This is a genomic window from Schumannella luteola (assembly GCF_013408685.1).
GTDB lineage: Bacteria > Actinomycetota > Actinomycetes > Actinomycetales > Microbacteriaceae > Schumannella > Schumannella luteola.
Genome location: NZ_JACBZY010000001.1, coordinates 2,804,370 through 2,823,868 on the forward strand (window position 1 = coordinate 2,804,370; position 19,499 = coordinate 2,823,868).

The 19,499-nt window shown below is 72.5% G+C and carries 17 protein-coding genes and 4 tRNA genes; 15 read left to right on the forward strand and 6 right to left on the reverse strand.

The genetic code is table 11. The features are described from left to right. Nucleotides 1–79: 79 nt before the first annotated feature. Nucleotides 80–1,288 carry an alpha/beta hydrolase family protein gene (locus BJ979_RS12670; protein WP_179568366.1) on the forward strand — a complete coding sequence of 403 codons (1,209 nt, stop codon included), beginning with the start codon at nucleotides 80–82 and terminating at the stop codon, nucleotides 1,286–1,288. Between the two features lie 10 nt (nucleotides 1,289–1,298). Here BJ979_RS12670 and BJ979_RS12675 read toward each other — a convergent pair whose 3' ends face one another. The 3 genes from BJ979_RS12675 to BJ979_RS12685 are packed head-to-tail and all read right to left on the reverse strand — an operon-like array spanning nucleotide 1,299 to nucleotide 3,376. Further along, nucleotides 1,299–2,024, reverse strand: a complete 726-nt coding sequence (locus BJ979_RS12675; protein WP_179568368.1) for a dihydrofolate reductase family protein — start codon at nucleotides 2,022–2,024, stop codon at nucleotides 1,299–1,301. Further along, nucleotides 2,021–2,464 carry a SufE family protein gene (locus BJ979_RS12680; protein ID WP_179568370.1) on the reverse strand — a complete coding sequence of 148 codons (444 nt, stop codon included), beginning with the start codon at nucleotides 2,462–2,464 and terminating at the stop codon, nucleotides 2,021–2,023. The genes BJ979_RS12675 and BJ979_RS12680 overlap by 4 nt, the downstream gene beginning before the upstream one ends. Nucleotides 2,465–2,476: 12 nt before the next feature. Further along, complete coding sequence (locus BJ979_RS12685; protein WP_179568372.1) at nucleotides 2,477–3,376, reverse strand: sulfurtransferase; 900 nt, start codon at nucleotides 3,374–3,376, stop codon at nucleotides 2,477–2,479. A 196-nt stretch (nucleotides 3,377–3,572) separates the two neighbouring features. Here BJ979_RS12685 and zapE point away from each other — a divergent pair, with 196 nt between their 5' ends. Next, entirely contained in the window at nucleotides 3,573–4,544 is a 972-nt protein-coding gene (zapE, locus tag BJ979_RS12690; RefSeq protein ID WP_179570331.1) for a cell division protein ZapE, read from the forward strand. Nucleotides 4,545–4,569: 25 nt separating this feature from the next. Here the strand turns inward: zapE and BJ979_RS12695 are convergent, their stop codons facing one another. Both BJ979_RS12695 and BJ979_RS12700 read right to left on the reverse strand, forming a co-directional pair. Beyond that, on the reverse strand, nucleotides 4,570–5,499 hold the full coding sequence (locus BJ979_RS12695) for a M56 family metallopeptidase (RefSeq protein WP_179568374.1): 930 nt from the start codon (nucleotides 5,497–5,499) through the stop codon (nucleotides 4,570–4,572). Between the two features lie 9 nt (nucleotides 5,500–5,508). Next, the gene (locus BJ979_RS12700) at nucleotides 5,509–5,880 is read right to left on the reverse strand and encodes a BlaI/MecI/CopY family transcriptional regulator (RefSeq protein WP_179568376.1); all 372 of its coding nucleotides are present in this window, start codon (nucleotides 5,878–5,880) and stop codon (nucleotides 5,509–5,511) included. Nucleotides 5,881–6,048: 168 nt separating this feature from the next. Here BJ979_RS12700 and BJ979_RS12705 point away from each other — a divergent pair, with 168 nt between their 5' ends. The 6 genes from BJ979_RS12705 to BJ979_RS12730 all read left to right on the forward strand — a co-directional run bounded on the left by BJ979_RS12705 (nucleotide 6,049) and on the right by BJ979_RS12730 (nucleotide 15,537). Further along, complete coding sequence (locus tag BJ979_RS12705; protein ID WP_179568379.1) at nucleotides 6,049–7,668, forward strand: cytochrome ubiquinol oxidase subunit I; 1,620 nt, start codon at nucleotides 6,049–6,051, stop codon at nucleotides 7,666–7,668. Between the two features lie 20 nt (nucleotides 7,669–7,688). Continuing rightward, complete coding sequence (gene cydB, locus BJ979_RS12710; protein WP_179568381.1) at nucleotides 7,689–8,717, forward strand: cytochrome d ubiquinol oxidase subunit II; 1,029 nt, start codon at nucleotides 7,689–7,691, stop codon at nucleotides 8,715–8,717. Beyond that, nucleotides 8,714–12,271, forward strand: a complete 3,558-nt coding sequence (gene cydC, locus BJ979_RS12715; protein WP_179568383.1) for a thiol reductant ABC exporter subunit CydC — start codon at nucleotides 8,714–8,716, stop codon at nucleotides 12,269–12,271. Before cydB ends, cydC begins: the two co-directional genes overlap by 4 nt. A 270-nt stretch (nucleotides 12,272–12,541) precedes the next feature. Further along, entirely contained in the window at nucleotides 12,542–13,810 is a 1,269-nt protein-coding gene (locus BJ979_RS12720; RefSeq protein ID WP_179568385.1) for an ammonium transporter, read from the forward strand. A 158-nt stretch (nucleotides 13,811–13,968) separates the two neighbouring features. Further along, on the forward strand, nucleotides 13,969–14,976 hold the full coding sequence (locus BJ979_RS12725; protein ID WP_179568387.1) for an ammonium transporter: 1,008 nt from the start codon (nucleotides 13,969–13,971) through the stop codon (nucleotides 14,974–14,976). Between the two features lie 66 nt (nucleotides 14,977–15,042). After that, on the forward strand, nucleotides 15,043–15,537 hold the full coding sequence (locus tag BJ979_RS12730; RefSeq protein WP_179568389.1) for a PaaI family thioesterase: 495 nt from the start codon (nucleotides 15,043–15,045) through the stop codon (nucleotides 15,535–15,537). A 91-nt stretch (nucleotides 15,538–15,628) separates the two neighbouring features. Here the strand turns inward: BJ979_RS12730 and BJ979_RS12735 are convergent. Continuing rightward, a tRNA-Val gene (locus BJ979_RS12735) sits at nucleotides 15,629–15,701 on the reverse strand. 155 nt (nucleotides 15,702–15,856) lie between these two features. On the opposite strand from BJ979_RS12735, the gene BJ979_RS12740 reads away from it, so the two are divergent. The 7 genes from BJ979_RS12740 (at nucleotide 15,857) to dhaM (ending at nucleotide 19,488) form a co-directional block, all read left to right on the forward strand. Continuing rightward, nucleotides 15,857–15,929: transfer RNA gene (locus BJ979_RS12740), tRNA-Gly, on the forward strand. A gap of 32 nt (nucleotides 15,930–15,961) precedes the next feature. Then, a tRNA-Cys gene (locus tag BJ979_RS12745) sits at nucleotides 15,962–16,032 on the forward strand. A 26-nt stretch (nucleotides 16,033–16,058) separates the two neighbouring features. Further along, nucleotides 16,059–16,130, forward strand: a tRNA-Val gene (locus BJ979_RS12750). 211 nt (nucleotides 16,131–16,341) lie between these two features. Beyond that, nucleotides 16,342–17,190, forward strand: a complete 849-nt coding sequence (locus tag BJ979_RS12755; RefSeq protein WP_179568391.1) for a cytochrome c oxidase assembly protein — start codon at nucleotides 16,342–16,344, stop codon at nucleotides 17,188–17,190. A gap of 138 nt (nucleotides 17,191–17,328) precedes the next feature. Continuing rightward, nucleotides 17,329–17,985: a VOC family protein gene (locus tag BJ979_RS12760; protein ID WP_179568392.1), complete on the forward strand. Its 657-nt coding sequence runs from the start codon at nucleotides 17,329–17,331 to the stop codon at nucleotides 17,983–17,985. Between the two features lie 154 nt (nucleotides 17,986–18,139). Beyond that, a complete protein-coding gene (gene dhaL / locus BJ979_RS12765) occupies nucleotides 18,140–18,778 on the forward strand; it encodes a dihydroxyacetone kinase subunit DhaL (RefSeq protein WP_179568394.1) in 639 nt (212 codons plus the stop codon). After that, nucleotides 18,775–19,488, forward strand: coding sequence for a dihydroxyacetone kinase phosphoryl donor subunit DhaM (gene dhaM / locus BJ979_RS12770; RefSeq protein ID WP_179568396.1), 714 nt, complete (start codon nucleotides 18,775–18,777; stop codon nucleotides 19,486–19,488). Before dhaL ends, dhaM begins: the two co-directional genes overlap by 4 nt. Nucleotides 19,489–19,499: the final 11 nt, after the last annotated feature.

A 19,499-nucleotide genomic window follows, 5' to 3' on the forward strand; every position in this document is an offset into this window, starting at 1 on the left:
GGCACGAGCGTGCCGTCGCGGCACGCCGACCTGTCAGGTGCGCCGTGTTAAGCGACGCATCCGTTCGCTCGGAGGTGGCATGGCATCCGGTCAGCAGCGTCGTGCGGGATCCCGCGCCCGTCGCGGTCTCGCGGTCGGGGGCGCCGTCGCGGTCGGCGTCGTCGCCGGAGCCGCGCTGCTCGGCGCCGGAGTGGCCGGTCTCGGCGCGCTCGTCGCGCGCACCGTCGTGACGCCGCCGAAGAAGAAGCCCGACGACGTGCGCATCATCGGCGTCGACGAGGACTCCGGTGAGATCGCGCTCTCCCGCGATCACGAGACCGAGGTCGATGGCCGCTATGGACTCTGGTTCTCGGGCGACACCGGATACGTGCGCCTCGGTGACGTGGTGTCGCTCGGCGACGACCAGGTCATCCGCCGCATCGAGCGCGTCGTCTTCGGCGACCTGGCCGCGGCGACGGCCGGCCGGTGGAGCGGCTGGTACTACCTGACGCCGCGCGACCTCGGCCACGACTACCGCGACGTGGCGATCGACACCGAGCTCGGGCCGGCGCCGGCGTGGCTGATTCCCGCAGACGGCGATGACGCCCGGGGCGGCCGCTGGGCGGTGCTCGTGCACGGCCGCGCCGTCAAGCGCGCGGAGACGCTGCGCGCCGTCGACACCTTCCACGACGCCGGCTACACGGTGCTGGCGATCTCGTACCGCAACGACGGCGACGCCCCGGCGAGCGTCGACGGCCGCTACGCGCTCGGCGACCGGGAATGGGCCGACGTCGATGCGGCTCTCGGCTACGCGGTCGCGAGCGGCGCCCGCGATGTCGTGCTCATGGGCTGGTCGATGGGCGGCGCGACCGTGCTGCAGACCATCACCCGCTCGCCGCGTGCGGATGTGGTGCGCGGCGTCGTGCTCGAGTCCCCGGTGGTCGACTGGACCGACACGATCGACCACCAGGTGGTGACGGTGCGCGGCATGCCGGGCGCCTTCAGCCGACTGGTCGAGCGCATCCTCGGCTCCCGCGGCTCGCGGCAGCTGACCGGACTCGAGCAGCCCGTCGACCTGGCCCGGCTCAACTTCGTCGACCGCGCGGCCGAGCTGCGACTGCCGATGCTCGTGCTGCACAGCGACGACGACCAGTTCGTGCCGTCGCGGGCGTCGCGCGCGCTGGCCGTCGCGCGGCCCGACATCGTGCGCTACGAGCCCTTCGACACCGCTCAGCACACGCGCCTGTGGAACTACGCGCCCGTGCGCTGGACGAGCGCGCTGCGCGAGTTCCTCAGCTCGCTCGGGTGAGGTCGCGCCTCTAGTCCGCGCGCGTGAGCCAGCGCGCGTAGAGCCCGCCGACCTCGTCGACGAGCAGCCCGCCGAGCTCGAGCGGCTGCGCGGCGCCCGTGTCGGAGCCGAACACCGAGTGCCCGGTCGCGGCGATGCGCGGGCTCGTGCTGAGGCAGATCTCGTCGACCCGGCCGGTCGCGAGCACCTGACCGGCCAGCGCCGGGCCGCCCTCGCAGACGATCGATGTCGCGCCGTGCGCGTGCAGCGCATCCAGGAGGGCGTCAGCGGTCGGGCGTCCCTCGTCACCGACGGGCACGGGCAGGAAGACGACCTCCGCGGCGGTCATCGTCGCCCGCGCGCGCTCCTCGGCCTCGGCGGGGCCGAGCACCAGCACCGAGGTCGCGTCGCCCTCGCGCGGCGGATGCGCTCCGCTGAGATCCCCGCTGACGGTCGCGACCGCCAGGTGGGAGCGCCGGGGGAGCAGGTAGCCCTCGGCACGCAGCGTCTGCGCTCCGATCAGCACGGCGTCGGCCTGGGATCGGATGACGCGCAGAATGCGGCGGTCGGCCGGGTTGCTCAGCGTGTCGGAGGTGCCGTCGGAGCCGGTCGCCGAGCCGTCGACACTGGCGATCAGGTTGATGCGGGTCCACGTCGCACTCGGCGGCGCGTAGAGCGCCGTGATGCGGTCGACGGCGTCATCCGCCTCGTGGTCGAAGGGCTCGCCGACGACCGGGTGGACGCTGCGGAGGATCACGGGGCGGCGATCGCGGCGCGCACCTGGCGCTTCGCGCGGCCGATCATGCCGACCATGCCGCGCAGACGCAGCGGACTGACCGCCTCGGTCAGTCCGAGCTCGAAGGGGAAGTCGTCCGGCACCGCGAAGAAGGCGTCGACCGTGAGCCCGTCGAGGCCCTGGGCGAGGATCGAGGCGAAGCCGCGCGTCGTCGGCGCCTCCTGCGGGGCCGTCGCGTGCAGGTGCACGTGACCCGCCTCATCCACCTCGGTGATGATGAAGACGGGCGACTGGCACTCCTCGACCCGCTCGAGCAGCTCGGGGTGGTCGGCGAGCCCCTCGGGCAGCGCGGGCAGGTCGCGCGAGAACTCCAGCAGCAGCTGGAGTCGCTCCTGCTTCGTGATCGCGAGGAAGTCGTCGCGGATCTCGGCCAGGGCCGGGGGCAGCTCGGTGGCGCTCATCGAGCGCCGACTCTACTTGACGGGAGCCTCGCCGGGCTCCGCCCCGGTGACGATCGGCACGCGCACGGCGCTGCCCCACTCGGTCCACGAGCCGTCGTAGTTGCGCACGCCCTCGAAGCCGAGCAGGTGGGTGAGCACGAACCAGGTGTGGCTCGACCGCTCGCCGATGCGGCAGTAGGCGATCACGTCGTCGCCCTCGGCCAGTCCGGCGCCGTCGCGGTAGATCGCATCCAGCTCGCCGACCGGCTTGAAGGTGCCGTTCTCGGCGACGGCCTTGCCCCACGGCACGCTCTGGGCTGTGGGGATGTGGCCCGCGCGCAGAGCGCTCTCCTCGGGGTAGGCGGGGGCGGTCGTGCGCTCACCGCTGTACTCCTCGGGGGAGCGCACGTCGATCAGCGGGTTGCCGAAGTGCGCGAGCACGTCCTCCTTGAAGGCGCGCACGGCGTTGTCGTCGCGCTCGACGACGGGGTACTCGACGGCCTCGCGGACCGTCGGCTCGGTCGTGTACTCGCGACCCTCGGCCTCCCACTTGGCGCGTCCGCCGTCGAGCAGGCGCACATCCTCGTGGCCGAAGAGGGTGAAGACCCAGAGCGCGTAGGCCGCCCACCAGTTGGTCTTGTCGCCGTAGATCACGACCGTGCTGTCGCGCGAGATGCCCTTGCCGCCGACGAGCGCGGCGAATCCGGCGCCGTCGACGTAGTCGCGGGTCACCGGGTCGTTGAGCTCGGTGTGCCAGTCGACCTTCACCGCGCCGGGGATGTGGCCTGTCTCGTAGAGCAGCACGTCTTCATCCGACTCGACCACGACCAGGCCCTCGTCGCTGAGGTGCTCGGCGAGCCACTCGGTGCTGACCAGGCGCTCGGGGTGCGCGTAGCCGGCGAATGCGGGGGAGTCGTCTCGGGCGACGGACATGTCTGGCCTCCTGGGCGTCGAGCGTCGGCACCTGGGTAGACTCGGCGCCGTTCTCGAATCTAGCCAGGCGACTGGCGGCCCGCTGGAGTGCCGTAAGGATTCGCAATCTCGTCTCCGTCTGCGAGGCGTCCGATCCGAGGTGCTTTCCGTGAGCGTCGACACGTCCTTCCCCTCCCTGCGCGACCGCAGCCCGGAGATGACCGGGGCCGAGATCGCCCAGTCGCTCGTGCCGCCGCGGCAGTTCGACGGCGCCACGCTCGAGAGCTACCGGCCCGACCCCGACTACCCGTCGCAGTCGGAGGCCGTCGAGCGCGTGCGTGCCTTCGTCGCCAGCTGGGGCCCGCGCCAGGGCGGTCTGTTCTCGCGCCGACGTCGCGGCGCCGAGACCCGCCCGGGCATCTACCTCGACGGCGGCTTCGGCGTCGGCAAGACCCACCTTCTCGCGGCGCTCTGGTCGCTCGCGCCGGGCCGCAAGTACTTCGGCACCTTCATCGAGTACACCGCTCTCGTCGGCGCCCTCGGCTACCAGAACACGGTCAAGACCCTCAGCGGCGCGAGCCTCATCGCGATCGACGAGTTCGAGCTCGACGACCCGGGCGACACGATGATGATGAGTCGTCTGCTCGGTGAGCTCGCCGCCGGCGGCACCCGCATCGCCGCGACCTCGAACACGCCGCCGAACGCGCTCGGTGAGGGACGCTTCGCCGCCGCCGACTTCCTGCGCGAGATCAGCGCCCTCGCCGACCGCTTCGAGATCGTGCGCATCGACGGCCTCGACTACCGCCGCCGCGAGGTCGAGGGCAACGCCGTCATCCTCGACGACGCGGGAGTGGATGCGGGCCTGCAGTCGATCGACGGCGACGTCGCCTCCGACGACTTCGCAGGCCTGCTCAAGCACCTCTCCTCCGTGCACCCCTCGCGCTACGTGAAGATGGTCGACGGGCTGCGCGGCATCGGCATCCGCGACGTGCGCACCCTGACCGACCAGTCGGACGCGCTGCGCTTCGTCGCCTTCGTCGACCGGCTCTACGACGCGCAGGTGCGCATCTTCTCGACGGGCACGCCGCTCGACCAGGTGTTCGGCGACGACATGCTCGCGGGCGGCTACCGCAAGAAGTACCTGCGGGCGATCTCGCGTCTCGTCGCGCTCACTGCCGGACGCGACTGAGTCGGCCCCGGCCCCTCTGACGGCGTCAGCCGTCGAGCAGCGCGGGGCCGAGCAGCAGCACGGTCGGCACCACGACGAGCGCCACGGCGCCGACGGTGATGAGGATGCGCACCGCGCTCGGCAGCGGCGGGAGCCCGACCCGGCGCACCCGGTCGAGGATCGCCGAGCGGTCGGCGGCGCCCGTCTCCGTCGGGCTGGTGCCCTCGGATCCGCCGACGAGGGCGATCGCCCGCGCGAGCGGCTCCGGTCCGTGACTCGCGCGCGCCGTGTCGTCGGCGAGGTACTCGACGAGGCGCGCGACGCTCGCCCGCGCACGAGACGCGATCGGGAACCACGGCAGCGACAGGCTCCAGGCCCGGAACGCCGTCGTCATGAGCGCGTGCCGTTGCGCGAGGTGCGCCCGCTCGTGCGCCACGACGGCGCCGAGCTCGTCGTCGGCGAGCAGCTCGACGAGGCCCTGCGAGAGCACGGTCATCGGCAGGGATCCCACGCCCGGCAGGCAGTAGGCCAGGGGAGCGGGGTCGTCGAGCAGCCGCGTGCCGGGGCGCCCCGGGTCGGGTGAGCTGAGCAGCGTCACGAGGTCGCGGTGGCGACGGCGCTCGCGCACGCTCACGACGACCGTGAGCGCCAGGTTCAGCACGAGGTGCGCGACGAGCAGCGCGGCGGCGCCGACGGCGAGCGTCGGCCAGACGTCGGAGGTCGGCACGGTCTTCTCGGTGCTGACGACCTCGAGGAAGCGGCCGGCGGCGTGGATGAGGTCGTCGCCGAAGGGCGCGAGCCCGAAGGTGGCGAGGGCGCCCACCATCGAGAGCCCTCCTGAGAGCGCGATGGCCTGCCAGAGCACGAGCGCGGTCGCGGGCGCCCGTCGCGGCCACTCGGCACGATCGAGCAGGATCGGCACGGGCACCGCCAGCAGCACCGCGAGGGCGGCGAGCAGGGCCGAGGCCAGCAGCACAGGCGGGGTCTAGCTCGCGTCGCGCGCGCGGCCGAGCAGCAGCTCGCGCAGGGCGGCCGCCTCGGCGGGGCTGACCTGGCCGACGAAGCGCTCGAGCACGGCGACCCGGTCGTCGGCGCCGTCGAGCACGTCGCGCATGAGCTCGGCCGAGTGGTCGGCGCGGCTGGCGACGGCGGTGTAGCGGTGCGGGCGGGTACTGCGCTCGCGCGTCACGAAGCCCTTCTTCTCGAGCCGCGAGAGCACCGTGAGCACGGTGGTCGGGGCGAGCCGCTTGCCCGCGTCGGCGGGGAGCAGGTCGACGAGGTCGTAGGCGGTGAGCCCCGCGGGGGTGCTCCAGAGCTGGTCCATGACGGAGCGCTCGAGCTCGCCCAGTGCTGCCATCGTTCCTTCGCCTTCCCGGCCCGGTCGTGCCGGTGCAGCATCCACGATACCCGGTTCCGCAGGTATTTCTACGCGAAGTAGAAATGTGCCGGCGATGAGTCCTACACTGGCCGCGTCGCGACTTCTACGCACCGTAGAAAACGACTCGACACCCGGGATGGACCGCGCATGGATCCCCTCGACATCGCCCGCTGGCAGTTCGGCATCACGACCGTCTACCACTTCCTCATGGTGCCGATGACGCTCGGCCTCGGCCCCGTCGTCGCGATCATGCAGTGGCGCTGGGTGCGCACCGGCGACGCCCGCTGGCTTCGCATGACGAAGTTCTGGGGAAAGATCTACCTGATCAACTTCATCATGGGCGTCGCCACCGGCATCGTGCAGGAGTTCCAGTTCGGCATGGCCTGGAGCGAGTACTCGCGCTTCGTCGGCGACGTCTTCGGCGCCCCGCTCGCGATGGAGGCGCTGCTCGCCTTCTTCTTCGAGTCGATCTTCCTCGGCCTCTGGATCTTCGGCTGGACGCGGCTGCCGAAACGCATCCACCTCGCGACGATCTGCATCGCCGTCGCCGGCTCGATCGTCTCGGCGTACTTCATCATCGTCGCGAACTCGTGGATGCAGCATCCCGTCGGCGTCGAGCTCATCGACGGCCGCCCGGTCATGACCGACGTCGGGGCCGTGCTGACGAACAACACCGCCCTCGCCGCCTACAGCCACGCGCTCTGCGGCGCCGCCGGCGTCGCCGGCGGGCTGCTCATCGGCATCAGCTGGTACCACCTGTGGCGTCGGCGTCGCGACGGCATCGACACGGTGGATGCGCGGGGTCGCGTCGTCGTCGGGGCGGCGCGCGAGCTGCCGGGCCGCGACAAGGCCGACCACTCCGTCTGGATCCGCTCGCTGCGCATCGGCGCCGCCGTCGCGATCGTCGGCTTCGGCGGGGTCGCGATCACCGGCGACATCCAGGGCAAGCTCATGTTCGAGCAGCAGCCGATGAAGATGGCGGCGGCCGAGGCGGCCTGCGAGAACGGCACGAGCTTCTCGGTGCTGACGATCGGCGACCTCGGCGCGAAGGACTGCGACGAGCTGACCAACCTGATCGAGATCCCCGGGCTGCTGTCGTTCCTCGCGCACGGCGACTTCGACACCCAGATCACCGGCGTCAACTCGCTCATCAGCGAGTACCAGGAGAAGTACGGCACGAACCTGCCCGACAAGGCGATCTACGGCGAGCGCGCCGGCGAGGCGATCGAGTACGTGCCGCTCATGCCGGTCACCTACTGGGGCTTCCGCATCATGATCGGCTTCGGCGGGCTCGCCGCCTTCGCCGCCGTCGTCGCGCTCTGGCTGACCCGCAAGGGCACCGTGCCGCGCTCGAAGTGGATCATGCGCCTGGCGGTGCTCGGCATCCTCGCCCCCTTCGGAGCCAACGCGGCCGGGTGGGTGTTCACTGAGATGGGCCGCCAGCCCTTCGTGGTGGCGCCGAATCCCGACGGCGTCGACGGCGTCTTCATGTTCACGGCCGCGGCGGTCTCGCCGGGCGTCTCGGCGGGCGAGCTGCTGTTCTCGGTCATCACGCTGACGGCGCTCTACGCGGTGCTGCTGGTGGTCGAGGTGTCGATCCTGGTGCGCTACATCCGCGGCGGCGTGGCGTCGGCGATGCCGGAGCTGGCGCACGCCGACGGCGGGGATGGCGACCACCGTGACGACCACGACGGACCGGATGACGACGACGGCGCGCATCCCCGCACCGCGAAGCAGGACGACGGCGTGCTGTCGTTCGCCTACTGAGAGCGCGAGGAGACACCCCCATGGACGTTCTGCCCACCCTCTGGTTCGTCGTCATCGCCGTGCTCTGGACCGGCTACCTGCTGCTCGAGGGCTTCGACCTCGGCGTCGGCATACACATGCTCGTCAGCGCCCGCGGCGAGAAGGAGCGTCGTCTGATGCTCAACACGATCGGCCCGGTCTGGGACGGCAACGAGGTCTGGCTGCTCACCGCGGGCGGCGCGACCTTCGCCGCGTTCCCCTACTGGTACGCCTCGCTGTTCTCGGGCCTCTACGTGCCGCTCGTGCTCGTGCTGGTGGCGCTGATCTGCCGCGCCGTCGCGATCGAGTACCGCGGCAAGCACCACTCGCTGCGCTGGGGGCGGGCGTGGGATGTCGCGCTCGGCCTGGGCAGCTTCGTCGCCGCCTTCGGGGTCGGCGCGATGCTCGCGATCACGACCACGGGCCTGCCGATCGACGCGAACGGCGACCGCGTCGGCGGTCCCTTCGCGTGGCTGAGCTGGCAGGCGGTCATCGGCGGTCTCGCGGTCGTCGGCTTCTGCCTCGCGCACGCCGCCGCGTTCCTCGGTCTCAAGACCGAGGGCGCGATGTCGACCCGGATGCGGCGCTTCTTCCGTCGCGGCGCCATCCCGCTGCTCATCCCGATCGTGGTCTGGGTCGTGACGGTGCAGCTCGCCGACGGCAACCCGGTCAGCTGGTGCCTGGTCGCCGTCGCAGCGCTCGGCTCGGTCGTCGGCATCGTCGGGTCGCGACGGGGGAGCGACGGCGTCGGCTTCCTCGGCATGGCTGTCTTCCTGGTGGCCGGCGTCGCGGCGATCTTCACCGCGGTGTACCCGGTCGTGCTGCCGTCGAGCCTCGACCCGGCGAACTCGCTCACGGTGTCGAACGCCTCGAGCGGCGACTACACCCTCGGCGTCATGACGGTGGTGGCCGCGTTCGGCGTGCCGCTCGTGCTGGCCTCGCAGGCTTGGACCTACTGGGTGTTCCGCCGCCGGCTCGCCGTGCATCACATCCCCGACGCCCACCCCGTCGTCGCCGCCGTGCGCCGATGAGCGACCCGACCCATCGAGGACGCGCCCGCGATCGCGGCCGCGCCGAGCCCGGCGTCGGTCGCGACCCGCAGCTGCAGCGCGAGCTGCTGCTGCGCGACCGCCCGCGCCTGATCGCGCTCACCCTGGTGACCCTGCTGCGCGCGGCCGGAGTGCTGCTGATCGCCGAAGGCCTCGCGCGCGGCATCGTCGCCGCGGTGGCCGGGCAGGTCGGCGGCCCGATGGAGCTGCCGCTGCTGCTGCTCGCGGGCGGGATCCTCGCCCGCCTGGTGGCGGAGTGGGCGACGCGCGTGGTCGCGGCCCGCACCGGCGCCGCGATCAAGGCCGAGCTGCGTGGCGGGCTGCTCGGCGCTCTGCTGCGACCCGGGGTCGACACGCCCCGGGTCGCCCTGCTCGCGGGGCGCCGCCTCGACGAGCTCGACCGCTACTTCCTCGACGTCGTCCCGGCGACGCTGGGGGTGGCGGTGGTGCCGGCGGCGGTGCTCGTGCGGGTGCTCGGCGCGGATCTGCTCAGCACGATCATCCTCGTGCTGACGCTGCCGCTCGTGCCCGTCTTCCTCGCCCTGGTGGGGATGCACACGCGCGACGAGGTCGCGCGGGCGTCGACGGCACTCGACCGGCTGGCCGCGCACCTGGTGGAGCTCGCGCGCGGCCTGCCGGTCATCGTCGGGCTGGGTCGGCTCGACGAGCAGCGGGGCGCCCTCGCCGACATCGCCGAGCGCCATCGACGTGCGACCGTGCGCACCCTGCGCACCGCGTTCCTCTCGGCGCTCGTGCTCGAGCTGATCGCGACGATCTCGGTCGCGGTCGTCGCGGTCGTGATCGGCATCCGACTCATCAACGGCGGCCTGCCGCTCGAGACCGGACTGCTGGTGCTCGTGCTCGCCCCCGAGTGCTTCGCGCCGTTCCGCGCGCTCGGCTCGGCGTTCCACGCCGCCGAGGACGGGCTGGATGCGCTGCGTCGCGCCCGCCGGGTCGTCGTCGAGCGGGTCGGCGGCACCCGGCGCGCCACCGCGACGCAGACCCTCCGGCTCGTCGACGTCAGCGTGACCTACGCCGCCGCCGAGCCCGGACCAGCGCCGACGCCGGCTCTCGGCGCAGTGAACGCCGAGCATCACGGCCCCGGCCTCATCGCGGTGACGGCCCCGAGCGGCGGCGGCAAGTCGACTCTGCTCTCGCTGCTCGCCGACCGCCTCGGCCCCGGCGCGCTCGTCACCGGCGAGTTCGACGCGCCCGCTCCCGCCGCCGTCGCGCGGCAGCACCCCCGCACGACCGAGCCGCGTGTGCTCGACGAGCTGCTGCTCTGGTCGGAGGGCGCCGAGACCGAGAGTCGAGTCCTCGCGGAGCGTCTCGGGCTGCTCCCGCTGCTCGCGCACGACCCGGCGACACTGAGCCCGGGCGAGCTGCGACGCCTCGCGGTCGCGCGCGCGGCGCTGCGCCTCGGCACCGGGGCGCGCATCGCCCTGCTCGACGAGCCGAGCTCCCAACTGGATGCGGCGAGCGCCGCCGCCGTGCGTGACCTGATCCGCGAGCTGGCCGACGACCATCTCGTGGTGGTCGCCACCCACGATCCGCTTCTCGTCGCGCTCGCCGACGCGCGGTGGAGGCTGGATGACGCCGCCCCTGGCCTGGATGCCGGCGCACGCGCCTCCGACACGAGCGGCGAGCCCGTCATCCGCCCGGTGCCCCGAGCCACGACGACGCACGCTGCTGACGCGCTCTCCGTCGATCGTCACGCCACCGCGGGTCCGAGCGCCGCCGTGCGTGCGGTCGATGCCTCCGACGCGTCGAGCCCCTCCAGCTCGTCGCGAGCACGCCCGCCGCTCACGGCTCTGCTCGCACTGCTCGCCCCCGAGCTGCCCCGTCTGCTCGTCGCCGCCGTGCTCGGCGCCGCGGCCACCGTCGCCGCGGCCGCGCTCACCGGCGTCTCGGGCTGGCTGATCGTCCGCGCCGGCGAGCACGTCGCGATCATGTACCTGCTCGTCGCGATCGTCGGAGTGCGCTTCTTCGGCATCGCCCGCGCCGTGCTGCGCTACCTCGAGCGGCTGTTCGGTCACGACGCGGCCCTGCGCGGCGCGGCCCGTCTGCGTGGCCGGCTCTGGTCGGCGCTGGCGTCGCTCGGTCCCGGGTACCGCCGCGCGACGCGGTCGGGCGAGACCCTCGACATGCTCGTCGGCGTCGCCGACACGGTGCGCGATCTGCTGCCGCGCGTCGTGACGCCGGTGCTCGGCGCCGCGCTGTCCCTGGCCGCGTGGATCACCGCCTCGGCGATCGTGCTGCCCGAGTCCCTCGACATCACGATCCCGGCGGCGCTCGTCGCCCTCGTTGCCGCGCCGATCGTGACGCTGCTCGCCGATCGCGCCGCGACCCGGAAGCTCGAGGTCGAGCGCGCCGAGCTGCTGCGTCGCGCCGCCACGGTCGGCGACGCCGCCGACGAGCTCGTTCCGGCGGGTCTCGCCGAAGGCGCGCTCACCGGCCTGCGGCGCACCGCCTCGCGTCTCGCCCGCGCCGAGCATCGGGGAACCGCCGCCGCGGGGGCCGGGTCGGCCGTCGTGCTCGCCGCACTCGGCGCGGCCACGGTCGCCCTGCTCGATCAGGCGGCGCACGCCGTCGCCGTGGGCGCGATCTCCGGTCCCTTCGTCGCGGTGCTCGCGCTGCTGCCGCTCGCGCTCATCGAGGCGGGGGAGGCGGCGGTGGATGCGGCACGTCGCGCTCCGGCGCTGGCGGATGCGCTGGGTCGCATCGCAGCCGTGCCGTCGGCCCCGCCGGCCCCGCCGGCATCGGTCCGCAGCGGTGCGGCGACGAAGCCCGTCGGCGAGCGCGAGGCCGCCACGTCGACGCGCGAGGGCGCACTCGACGGCCGTCCCGCCCTCGTGCTCGACGGCGTGGCGCTGCGCTGGCCGGGTGGTGACCGGGTCGTCGACGATCTCGACGCCGTCGCCACCTCCGCGCAGTGGCTCGTGGTCGATGGCCCCTCCGGCTCGGGCAAATCGACTCTGCTCAGTGCCGTGCTCGGCCAGCTGGCGCCGGAGAAGGGCCGCATCCTGATCCCCGCGGACACCGCGAGGACGACAGCGACCACCGCGCCGACGCCCACGCGCAGCGGCCCCCGTGTGGCCTGGGCGCCGCAGGACGCGCACGTCTTCGATGCGAGCCTGCGCGCCAACCTGCGTCTGGGTCGTCCCGCCGACGACGCCCCTGACGACGCCGAGCTGCTGGATGTGCTGCGCCGAGTCCGCCTCGACCGGGTGCTCGACGCCCGCGATGGACTCGACACCCGCGTCGGCGCCGGGGGAGCGGCCCTCTCCGGCGGGGAGCGGCAGCGCCTCGCCGTCGCCCGCGCCCTGCTCAGCCGCGCCGACGTCGTGCTGATCGACGAGCCGACCGCGCATCTCGATGCCGCGACGGCATCCGCTCTGCTCGCCGAGCTGCGCACCGCTCTCGAGGGGCGCATCGTGGTGCTCGTCTCGCACGACCCCGACGCCGCCGAGCCCGGCGACCTGCGACTCGCACTCGGCAGCGGCACGGCGAGCGCCGCGCCCCTCCTCGTGCTCTGATCCGCGGCCGCGCGACCCGAGCGGGCGTGCTGCCGCAGCCGTCGGAGCCGTGTTCTGCGCATCCCGCCAGGCGATGCGGAGCACCCGCGCGGCGCCCCGAAACACGATGTTCACGCCCGCGCACCCGTCGTAACAGACGCGAAACACGGGGACCTCCCCGGCGAAACCTCCGCTGGTCAGACTGACCGGCGTACCCGAGGCCACTCCGCTCCCTGCACGCGGACGCTCCGGCTCACGGTGCGTTCCTTGCTAAGTGAGAGAGGTAACACGATGGATCAAGGCAACACCGCCTTCGTGCTCATCTGCGCAGCGCTCGTGCTGCTCATGACCCCGGGCCTGGCCTTCTTCTACGGCGGACTCGTCAAGGCGAAGAGCGTCATCTCGATGATGATGATGAGCTTCGGCGCGATCGGTCTGGTCGGAGTGCTGTGGGTCGTCTACGGGTACGCGATCGCGTTCAGCAACAACGTGGGCATCGACGGGGTCTTCGGCCTCGACGTGAACGCCCTGTTCCTGAACAACCAGCTCGAGGTGCCGAAGGATGCGGCGTTCCCGCCGATCGCCTTCGTCTCCTTCCAGGCGACCTTCGCGATCATCACCGTCGCGCTGATCTCCGGCGCCATCGCCGACCGCGCCAAGTTCGGCGCGTGGATGATCTTCGCCGGCATCTGGGTCACGATCGTCTACTTCCCGGTCGCGAGCTGGGTCTTCAACTTCACCCTCGGCAAGGACGGCTCGATCGTCGACGGCGGCTGGATCGTCTACGGCCTCAGCCAGACTCCGCTCGGCGTCGGCGTGATCGACTTCGCCGGAGGCACCGCGGTGCACATCAACGCGGGTGCCGCGGCCCTCGCCCTGGCGCTCGTGCTCGGCAAGCGCGTCGGCTTCACCAAGGGCGCCTACGCCCCGCACAACCCGCCCTTCGTGCTCCTCGGCGCCGGTCTGCTCTGGTTCGGCTGGTTCGGCTTCAACGCCGGCTCCGAGGTCGCCGCCGACGGCGTGGCCGCGGTCGCCTTCCTCAACACGATCGTCGCCCCGGCCGCCGCGCTGCTCGCCTGGATCGTCGTCGAGAAGATCAAGGACGGCAAGTCGACCTCGGTCGGCGCCGCGTCGGGTGCCGTCGCCGGTCTGGTCGCGATCACCCCGGCCTGTGCCGCGCTGACCCCCGGCTGGGCGATCCTGCTCGGCATCGTCGCGGGCGCCGTCTGCGCCCTCGCGATCGACCTCAAGTTCAAGCTCGGCTTCGACGACTCGCTCGACGTGGTCGGCGTGCACCTGGTCGGCGGTCTCATCGGAACGCTCTACCTCGGCTTCTTCGCCAACGGCACCGGCCTCATCTTCAGCGGCAGCTTCAACCAGCTGGCGGTCCAGGCGATCAGCGCCCTCGCGGTGCTCGTCTACAGCTTCGTGCTGGCCTTCGCGATCGGCTTCGTGATCGAGAAGACGATCGGATTCCGCATCAAGAACGAAGACGAGGTCGCCGGAATCGACCAGGCGGTGCACGGCGAAGAGGGCTACGTCCTCACCGCCGAGCGCTGATCCTCAGCTCTCCCTGCACCGGCGCCCCGGCTCTTCGGAGTCGGGGCGCCGTCGTGTGCGCCGCCGTGTGCGCCGCCGTCGCCGCTGGCCTGCCCGTCGCGTCGCGGCACGGCGGCAGCGCCCCCGCGCTCTAGTGTCATGACCGGGAGGTCGCGGCGATGAACTGGACTCTGCCGGCCGCGATCCTCGCCGCCGCACTGCTGGCTGCAGCGGCGACCCTGCTGGTGCGGGCGTCGGTGCGCGTGCCGTTCTGGATCCCGCTCGGCGCCGGCGTCGGCGCGGTCGTCACCACCGCCGCGGTCGCCGCCGTCCTCGGTGGGATCCCGCCGCTGTTCGGCGCCACCGTCGCGAGCGCCGCCGCGCCCGTATCGGTGCCCCTCGCCGCCGCTCTCTCGCGCGGACCCCGCCTCGATCTGCGGCAGCACGTCGCCGTCGCGGTCTGGGCCCTGCTGATCGTGCCGCTCGCCATCGTCGTGCCCGCCCGCGTCGTCGCAGGCTGCCCGCCGACCTCCTGCGTCGTCGAGGACTTCGGCGGAGCGCTGCCCTTCGTGACCGCGGTCGGCGGCTTCCTGCTCGTGCCGTCCGTGGCGACGATCGGCCGCAACCGGCTTCGCAACGGATCGGGCAGTCGTCTCGTCGATCTCCTCGCCGGTCTCGCCGTCGTGCCGCTCTTCGCCGTCTGGCTGGCCGCGGCCGAGGGCGACATCGACGAGTACACCGGCGGGCTCATCGCGTCGGGTCTCGCGGCGCCGGCGCTCGGCGCGCTCGGGTGGCTCATCGTCGACCGGCTGCGCGGGGTGACGGCGACGACGGGCCGGGCCCTGCGCATGGGCGCGATGGCCGGGATGGCGATCATCCTGCCCGGCGCGGCCGCGATGACGCCGCCGTGGCTGATCGGGCTCGGTTTCATCGGCGGCTGCGTCGGCGCCCTCGCCCACGATGCGCGGGCCATCGTCTCCTCGCCGGAGGGCGTGCGTGCGGCCGTCACCGCGCTGACGCTGGGCGCCGTCGGCATGGTCGCCCCCGGCATCCTCGGCACCGCCATCGGCTTCGTCTTCGCCGCCCGCACCGACGTCACCGGCTCGCAGCTCGTGGCCACCCTCGCGGTCGCCGCGGGCGCGACCGCGCTCTCGATCCCGGTCGCGCTGCTCGGCCGTCGGCGCTGATCATCCGCCGCTGATCGCCCGTCCGTCGTCCGGCGCGCAGACGCTCCGCGGTGCGAGGATCGGCGCGTGAGCGACGACGCCCTCCACAGCACGACCGTCCGCTGGACCGACCCGGCCGAGACCGCGGCCGAGATCGGCCGCCTCTCGGGTCTGGAGTACCTCCGGCGCCTCCGGGATGGCACCCTGCCCGCCCCGCCGATGGGCGCGCTCATCGACGCGGACTTCGCCGAGGTCGAACCCGGCCGCGTCATCGTGCGGGCGACGCCAGGGGAGCAGCACCTCAACCCGCTCGGCACCGTGCACGGCGGCTTCGTCTGCACGCTGCTCGACACCGTGGCGGGATGCGCCGCGCACTCGGTGCTCGAGGCCGGCGTCGGCTACACCTCGATCGAGCTGAAGGTGAGCTACCTGCGCGCTGTCGCTCCCGACGGGAGGCCGATCACGGCGACCGGGACGGTCACGAAAGCCGGCTCACGGGTCGTGTTCGTGGATGCGGTCGCCGTCGACGCCGAGGGCCGTCCCGTTGCGACGGCGTCCTCATCCCTGCTCGTGCTGCGCTGAGGTGGGGATCGGGCGCGTCACTGGGATCGAACCAGTGAACCCCGACGACGACGAAAGGCCCCCGACTGCTCGGAGGCCTTTCATTCTGCGGTGGGCGATACCAGACTCGAACTGATGACCTCTTCCGTGTGAAGGAAGCGCGCTACCAACTGCGCCAATCGCCCGCGGAGATGATTCTGCCACACCTCGGAGACCGTTCCCGACCATCCACGTGAACAGTGCCCGCACGGCCCGCGACACGCCCGGGTCTGCCCGTTTTGGACACCCGCCACGGATCGGGTACAGTCATTCTCGCCCCAAGGGAAACCAGCGGGGCGATGCGGATGTGGCGCAGTTGGTAGCGCACAACCTTGCCAAGGTTGGGGTCGCGAGTTCGAGTCTCGTCATCCGCTCGAGTGAAGGCTCGCGGTCCAAAGGGCCACCTGGTGGCGTGGCCGAGAGGCGAGGCACCGGCCTGCAAAGCCGTTTACACGGGTTCGAATCCCGTCGCCACCTCGCTCTCAACTGAATAGCCTGTTTAGGCGCGATTGGCGCAGCGGTAGCGCGCTTCCCTGACACGGAAGAGGTCACTGGTTCGATCCCAGTATCGCGCACCCCGATTCCTCACGGATCCCGAAGCCCCTGGTTCGCCGGGGGCTTTCGTCGTCTCCGGGGGAGTTCGACACATCGATCTGCCCCCTCGTTGTCCCTGAGACCTTCCTCAGACGCGGAGGCTCCGATCGGGCGTCGCACTCAGCGCAGCGCTCCTAGCCTGCGAGCACGCCATCGATACCCGTCCTCCTCAGCATCTGGGGCTTCGACCCCGTGGCCGCGACGCTCCTCGCCACGGCCACCGCTGCGTACCTCGTCGGCACCGTGCGGGTGCGGAGGTCCGGAGGGCACTGGTCGAGGAGATCGACGGCGCTCTACCTGTCCGTCGGGCTCGGCTCCTTCGCGACCGTCTCGTTCGGCGTGCTGGGCGTGCACAGCGCCGACCTGCGCTGGGCGTTCACGACGCGCATCGCCCTGCTCCTCGTCGTCGTGCCGGCGGCGATCGCGGCAGGGCGTCCGCTCGCGCTGCTGCGTGAGGCATCGGGCGAGCGCGGCCGCCGCCGGCTCGATCGGGTGCTGGCGAGTCGGATCGTGCGGCTGTTCGGCAACGCGATGTTCGCGACGCTGTTCTCGGCTGCCGTCTTCACGCTGTTCCTGACCCCGCTCGCCGGAACAGCCCGAACCTCTCCGGCGATCGAGGATGCGCTGACCGTCGTCGTTCCTCTCGTCGGGCTGCTCATAGTGCTGCCGATCGCCGAAGACGCCGCGGCGCGCTCGTCGCTGTTCATCACGGTCGAGTTCCTGCTCGCCTTCGTCGAGCTGATCATCGACGCGATCCCCGGCATCGTGCTGCGCATCACGCCGGCCGTGCTGGATCATGCACCGCGCGTCGCGGCGCTGGCGCCCTGGTGGCCGAGTCCGCTGCGCGACCAGCAGCTCGCCGGCGATCTGCTCTGGTTCATCGCCGAGGTCGCCGACGTGCCGATCCTCATCGTGCTCGGCATCCGCTGGGCCCGCTCCGATCGGCGCGAGGCGCGCGGCTACGACGAGCTCAGCGACGAGCAGCTCGCCGAGCTCACCCGTCAGCATCTGCGCGGGCCGCGGACGCCCGAGGACGACTGAACGGAGGAGTCCGAGCAGAGCGACGACCGGCCCGGCGAAGGGGTCCTTGCCGTGGGTCGGCCGTCCTGCCACGCTCGCAGTGGATCGCCGGGGCGAGACCCGGCGCGGCGGCGAACGGCGAGCGGACGGAGTCGGGCGATGGCGGGCAGGATCACGGCGAGACGGTTCCACGAGCACGAGGGCCTCGACGACTGGCGGGTGCTGTTCTGGGGAGCGCATGCGTTCTTCCGCTCCGACGACTTCGCCACCGCGGCGCGGCTGGTCGCCGAGATCGCGGTCGTCGCGGCGGACCTCGATCACGCACCCGATGTCGACCTGCGACCCGAGGGCGTCACGGTGCGCACCCGCAGCGAGCCCGACGGCCATCTCGCCCTCGTCGACGTGCACCTCGCCCAGCGGGTGTCGCGCGCCGCCGCCGAGCTCGGGCTCATCGCCGACCCGAGCATGCTCGCCGTCGTCGGCATCGCGGTCGCCGAGGACACCGGCGTCGACACCCGCCCGTTCTGGCGGGCCGCGCTCGGCTACGTGGATCTCGGCGAAGAGGATGCTGTCGATCCGCTGCGACGCAATCCGCACACCTGGTTCCACACGCTGACGCCGCCACGGCCGCGGCGCGGGCGCACGCACATCGACGTCTCGGTGCCCGCGGATCAGGTCGAGGCTCGCGTCGCCGCCTGCCTGGCCGCCGGCGGACGCATCGCCGATGACTCGAACGCGCCGTACACCTACACGCTCGCCTCACCCGACAACCACGGCATCGACATCGCCGGATGGGCCGACCACAGCGACCTCTGATCGCGCCGGACTGCACGGCGCCGCATCGGAACCGCATCGGAACCGCACCGGATCGCGCGACGCGGCACGCACATCCGTTCAGTCACGAGCTCCCGTCACGCACGCGCACTACGCTGATCGCGACCGGCGGAGCAGCCGAGCGGAAGGAAGACCGATGGCACTGGGCAGGGAATTCGTCGCCGACTGGATCGCGCGCAGCGCGCAGGCGATCAGCGAGCACCGCAGCGAGCTCATCACCCTCGATCGGGAGATCGGCGACGGCGACCACGGCGAGAACATGGATCGCGGTTTCACCGCCGTCGCCGTCAAGTCGGGCGATCTGCCCGCCGACGCGACGCCGGCCGACGTGCTCAAGGTCGTCGCGACGACCCTCATCTCGACCGTCGGCGGCGCCTCGGGCCCGCTCTACGGCACCGCCTTCCTCAAGGGCTCCCAGGCCGTCGCCGATCGGGCCGAGCTCGACGGCGCGGCGATCGTCGCCTTCCTCACCGCAGCCCGCGACGGCATCGTGCTGCGCGGCAAGGCCGAGGTCGGCGACAAGACCATGATCGACGCCTGGACACCCGCGGTGGATGCCGCCGCGGCAGCCCAGGCCGAGGGCAGGAGCGAGGCAGAGATCCTCGCCGCCGCCGCGGATGCGGCCCAGTCCGGCGCCGAGTCGACCGACCCGCTGGTCGCCCGCAAGGGCCGGGCGAGCTACCTGGGGGAGCGTGCCATCGGTCATCGCGACCCGGGGTCGGTGTCGACCACGCTCATCCTGCGCGCGGCGGCTGACGCGGCGGCCGCCGCGTGAGCGTCGGCCTGGTCATCGTCTCGCACAGCTCCAAGATCGCCGAGGGCGTCGTCGAGCTGGCCGGCCAGATGGCCGACGGGGTGACGATCGTCGCGGCCGGCGGCACCGACGAGGGCGGGATCGGCACGAGCTTCGACAAGGTCGGCGCCGCGATCGAGGCGGCAGAGACGGGCGATGGTGTCGTCGTGCTCTGCGACCTCGGCTCCGCGATCCTCACGACCGAGACCGCGCTCGACTTCCTCGACGACACGGCGCGCGAGCGCGTCGCCATCGCGGATGCGCCGATCGTCGAGGGCGCCGTGGCGGCCGCCGTGGCCGCGCGCACGGGCGGCGACCGCGCCGCAGTCCTCGCGGCGGCCGCGAGCGCGAACGGCGACGCCGCATCCGTCGACACCGGCGCCGACGGAACCGGGGGCCCCGACGCCGTGACCGATGTCACGGCCGCGGACGCCGACCTCCGCACGCGCCGCGTCACGCTCGTCAACGGCAGCGGGCTCCACGCCCGCCCTGCGGCGGAGTTCGTCAAGGCGGCCAGCGGCTTCGACGCCGCGATCACCGTCGACGGCGTCGACGCGAAGAGCCTGCTGCGCATCATGGCGCTCGGCCGCGGCAAGGGCAGCGAGCTCGAGCTGACGGCCGAGGGCCCCGACGCCGACGCCGCGCTCGACGCGCTCGTCGCACTGGTCGAGACCGGGTTCGGCGAGGACTGACGACGACCGAC

Excerpts from the sequence above, each read along its gene's own strand:
- BJ979_RS12670 (WP_179568366.1), top strand. The coding sequence starts at position 80 with ATGGCATCCGGTCAGCAGCGTCGTGCGGGATCCCGCGCCCGTCGCGGT.
- BJ979_RS12680 (WP_179568370.1), bottom strand. The coding sequence starts at position 2,464 with ATGAGCGCCACCGAGCTGCCCCCGGCCCTGGCCGAGATCCGCGACGAC.
- BJ979_RS12685 (WP_179568372.1), bottom strand. The coding sequence starts at position 3,376 with ATGTCCGTCGCCCGAGACGACTCCCCCGCATTCGCCGGCTACGCGCAC.
- zapE (WP_179570331.1), top strand. The coding sequence starts at position 3,573 with ATGACCGGGGCCGAGATCGCCCAGTCGCTCGTGCCGCCGCGGCAGTTC.
- BJ979_RS12700 (WP_179568376.1), bottom strand. The coding sequence starts at position 5,880 with ATGGCAGCACTGGGCGAGCTCGAGCGCTCCGTCATGGACCAGCTCTGG.
- BJ979_RS12705 (WP_179568379.1), top strand. The coding sequence starts at position 6,049 with ATGGATCCCCTCGACATCGCCCGCTGGCAGTTCGGCATCACGACCGTC.
- cydB (WP_179568381.1), top strand. The coding sequence starts at position 7,689 with ATGGACGTTCTGCCCACCCTCTGGTTCGTCGTCATCGCCGTGCTCTGG.
- cydC (WP_179568383.1), top strand. The coding sequence starts at position 8,714 with ATGAGCGACCCGACCCATCGAGGACGCGCCCGCGATCGCGGCCGCGCC.
- BJ979_RS12720 (WP_179568385.1), top strand. The coding sequence starts at position 12,542 with ATGGATCAAGGCAACACCGCCTTCGTGCTCATCTGCGCAGCGCTCGTG.
- BJ979_RS12725 (WP_179568387.1), top strand. The coding sequence starts at position 13,969 with ATGAACTGGACTCTGCCGGCCGCGATCCTCGCCGCCGCACTGCTGGCT.
- BJ979_RS12760 (WP_179568392.1), top strand. The coding sequence starts at position 17,329 with ATGGCGGGCAGGATCACGGCGAGACGGTTCCACGAGCACGAGGGCCTC.
- dhaL (WP_179568394.1), top strand. The coding sequence starts at position 18,140 with ATGGCACTGGGCAGGGAATTCGTCGCCGACTGGATCGCGCGCAGCGCG.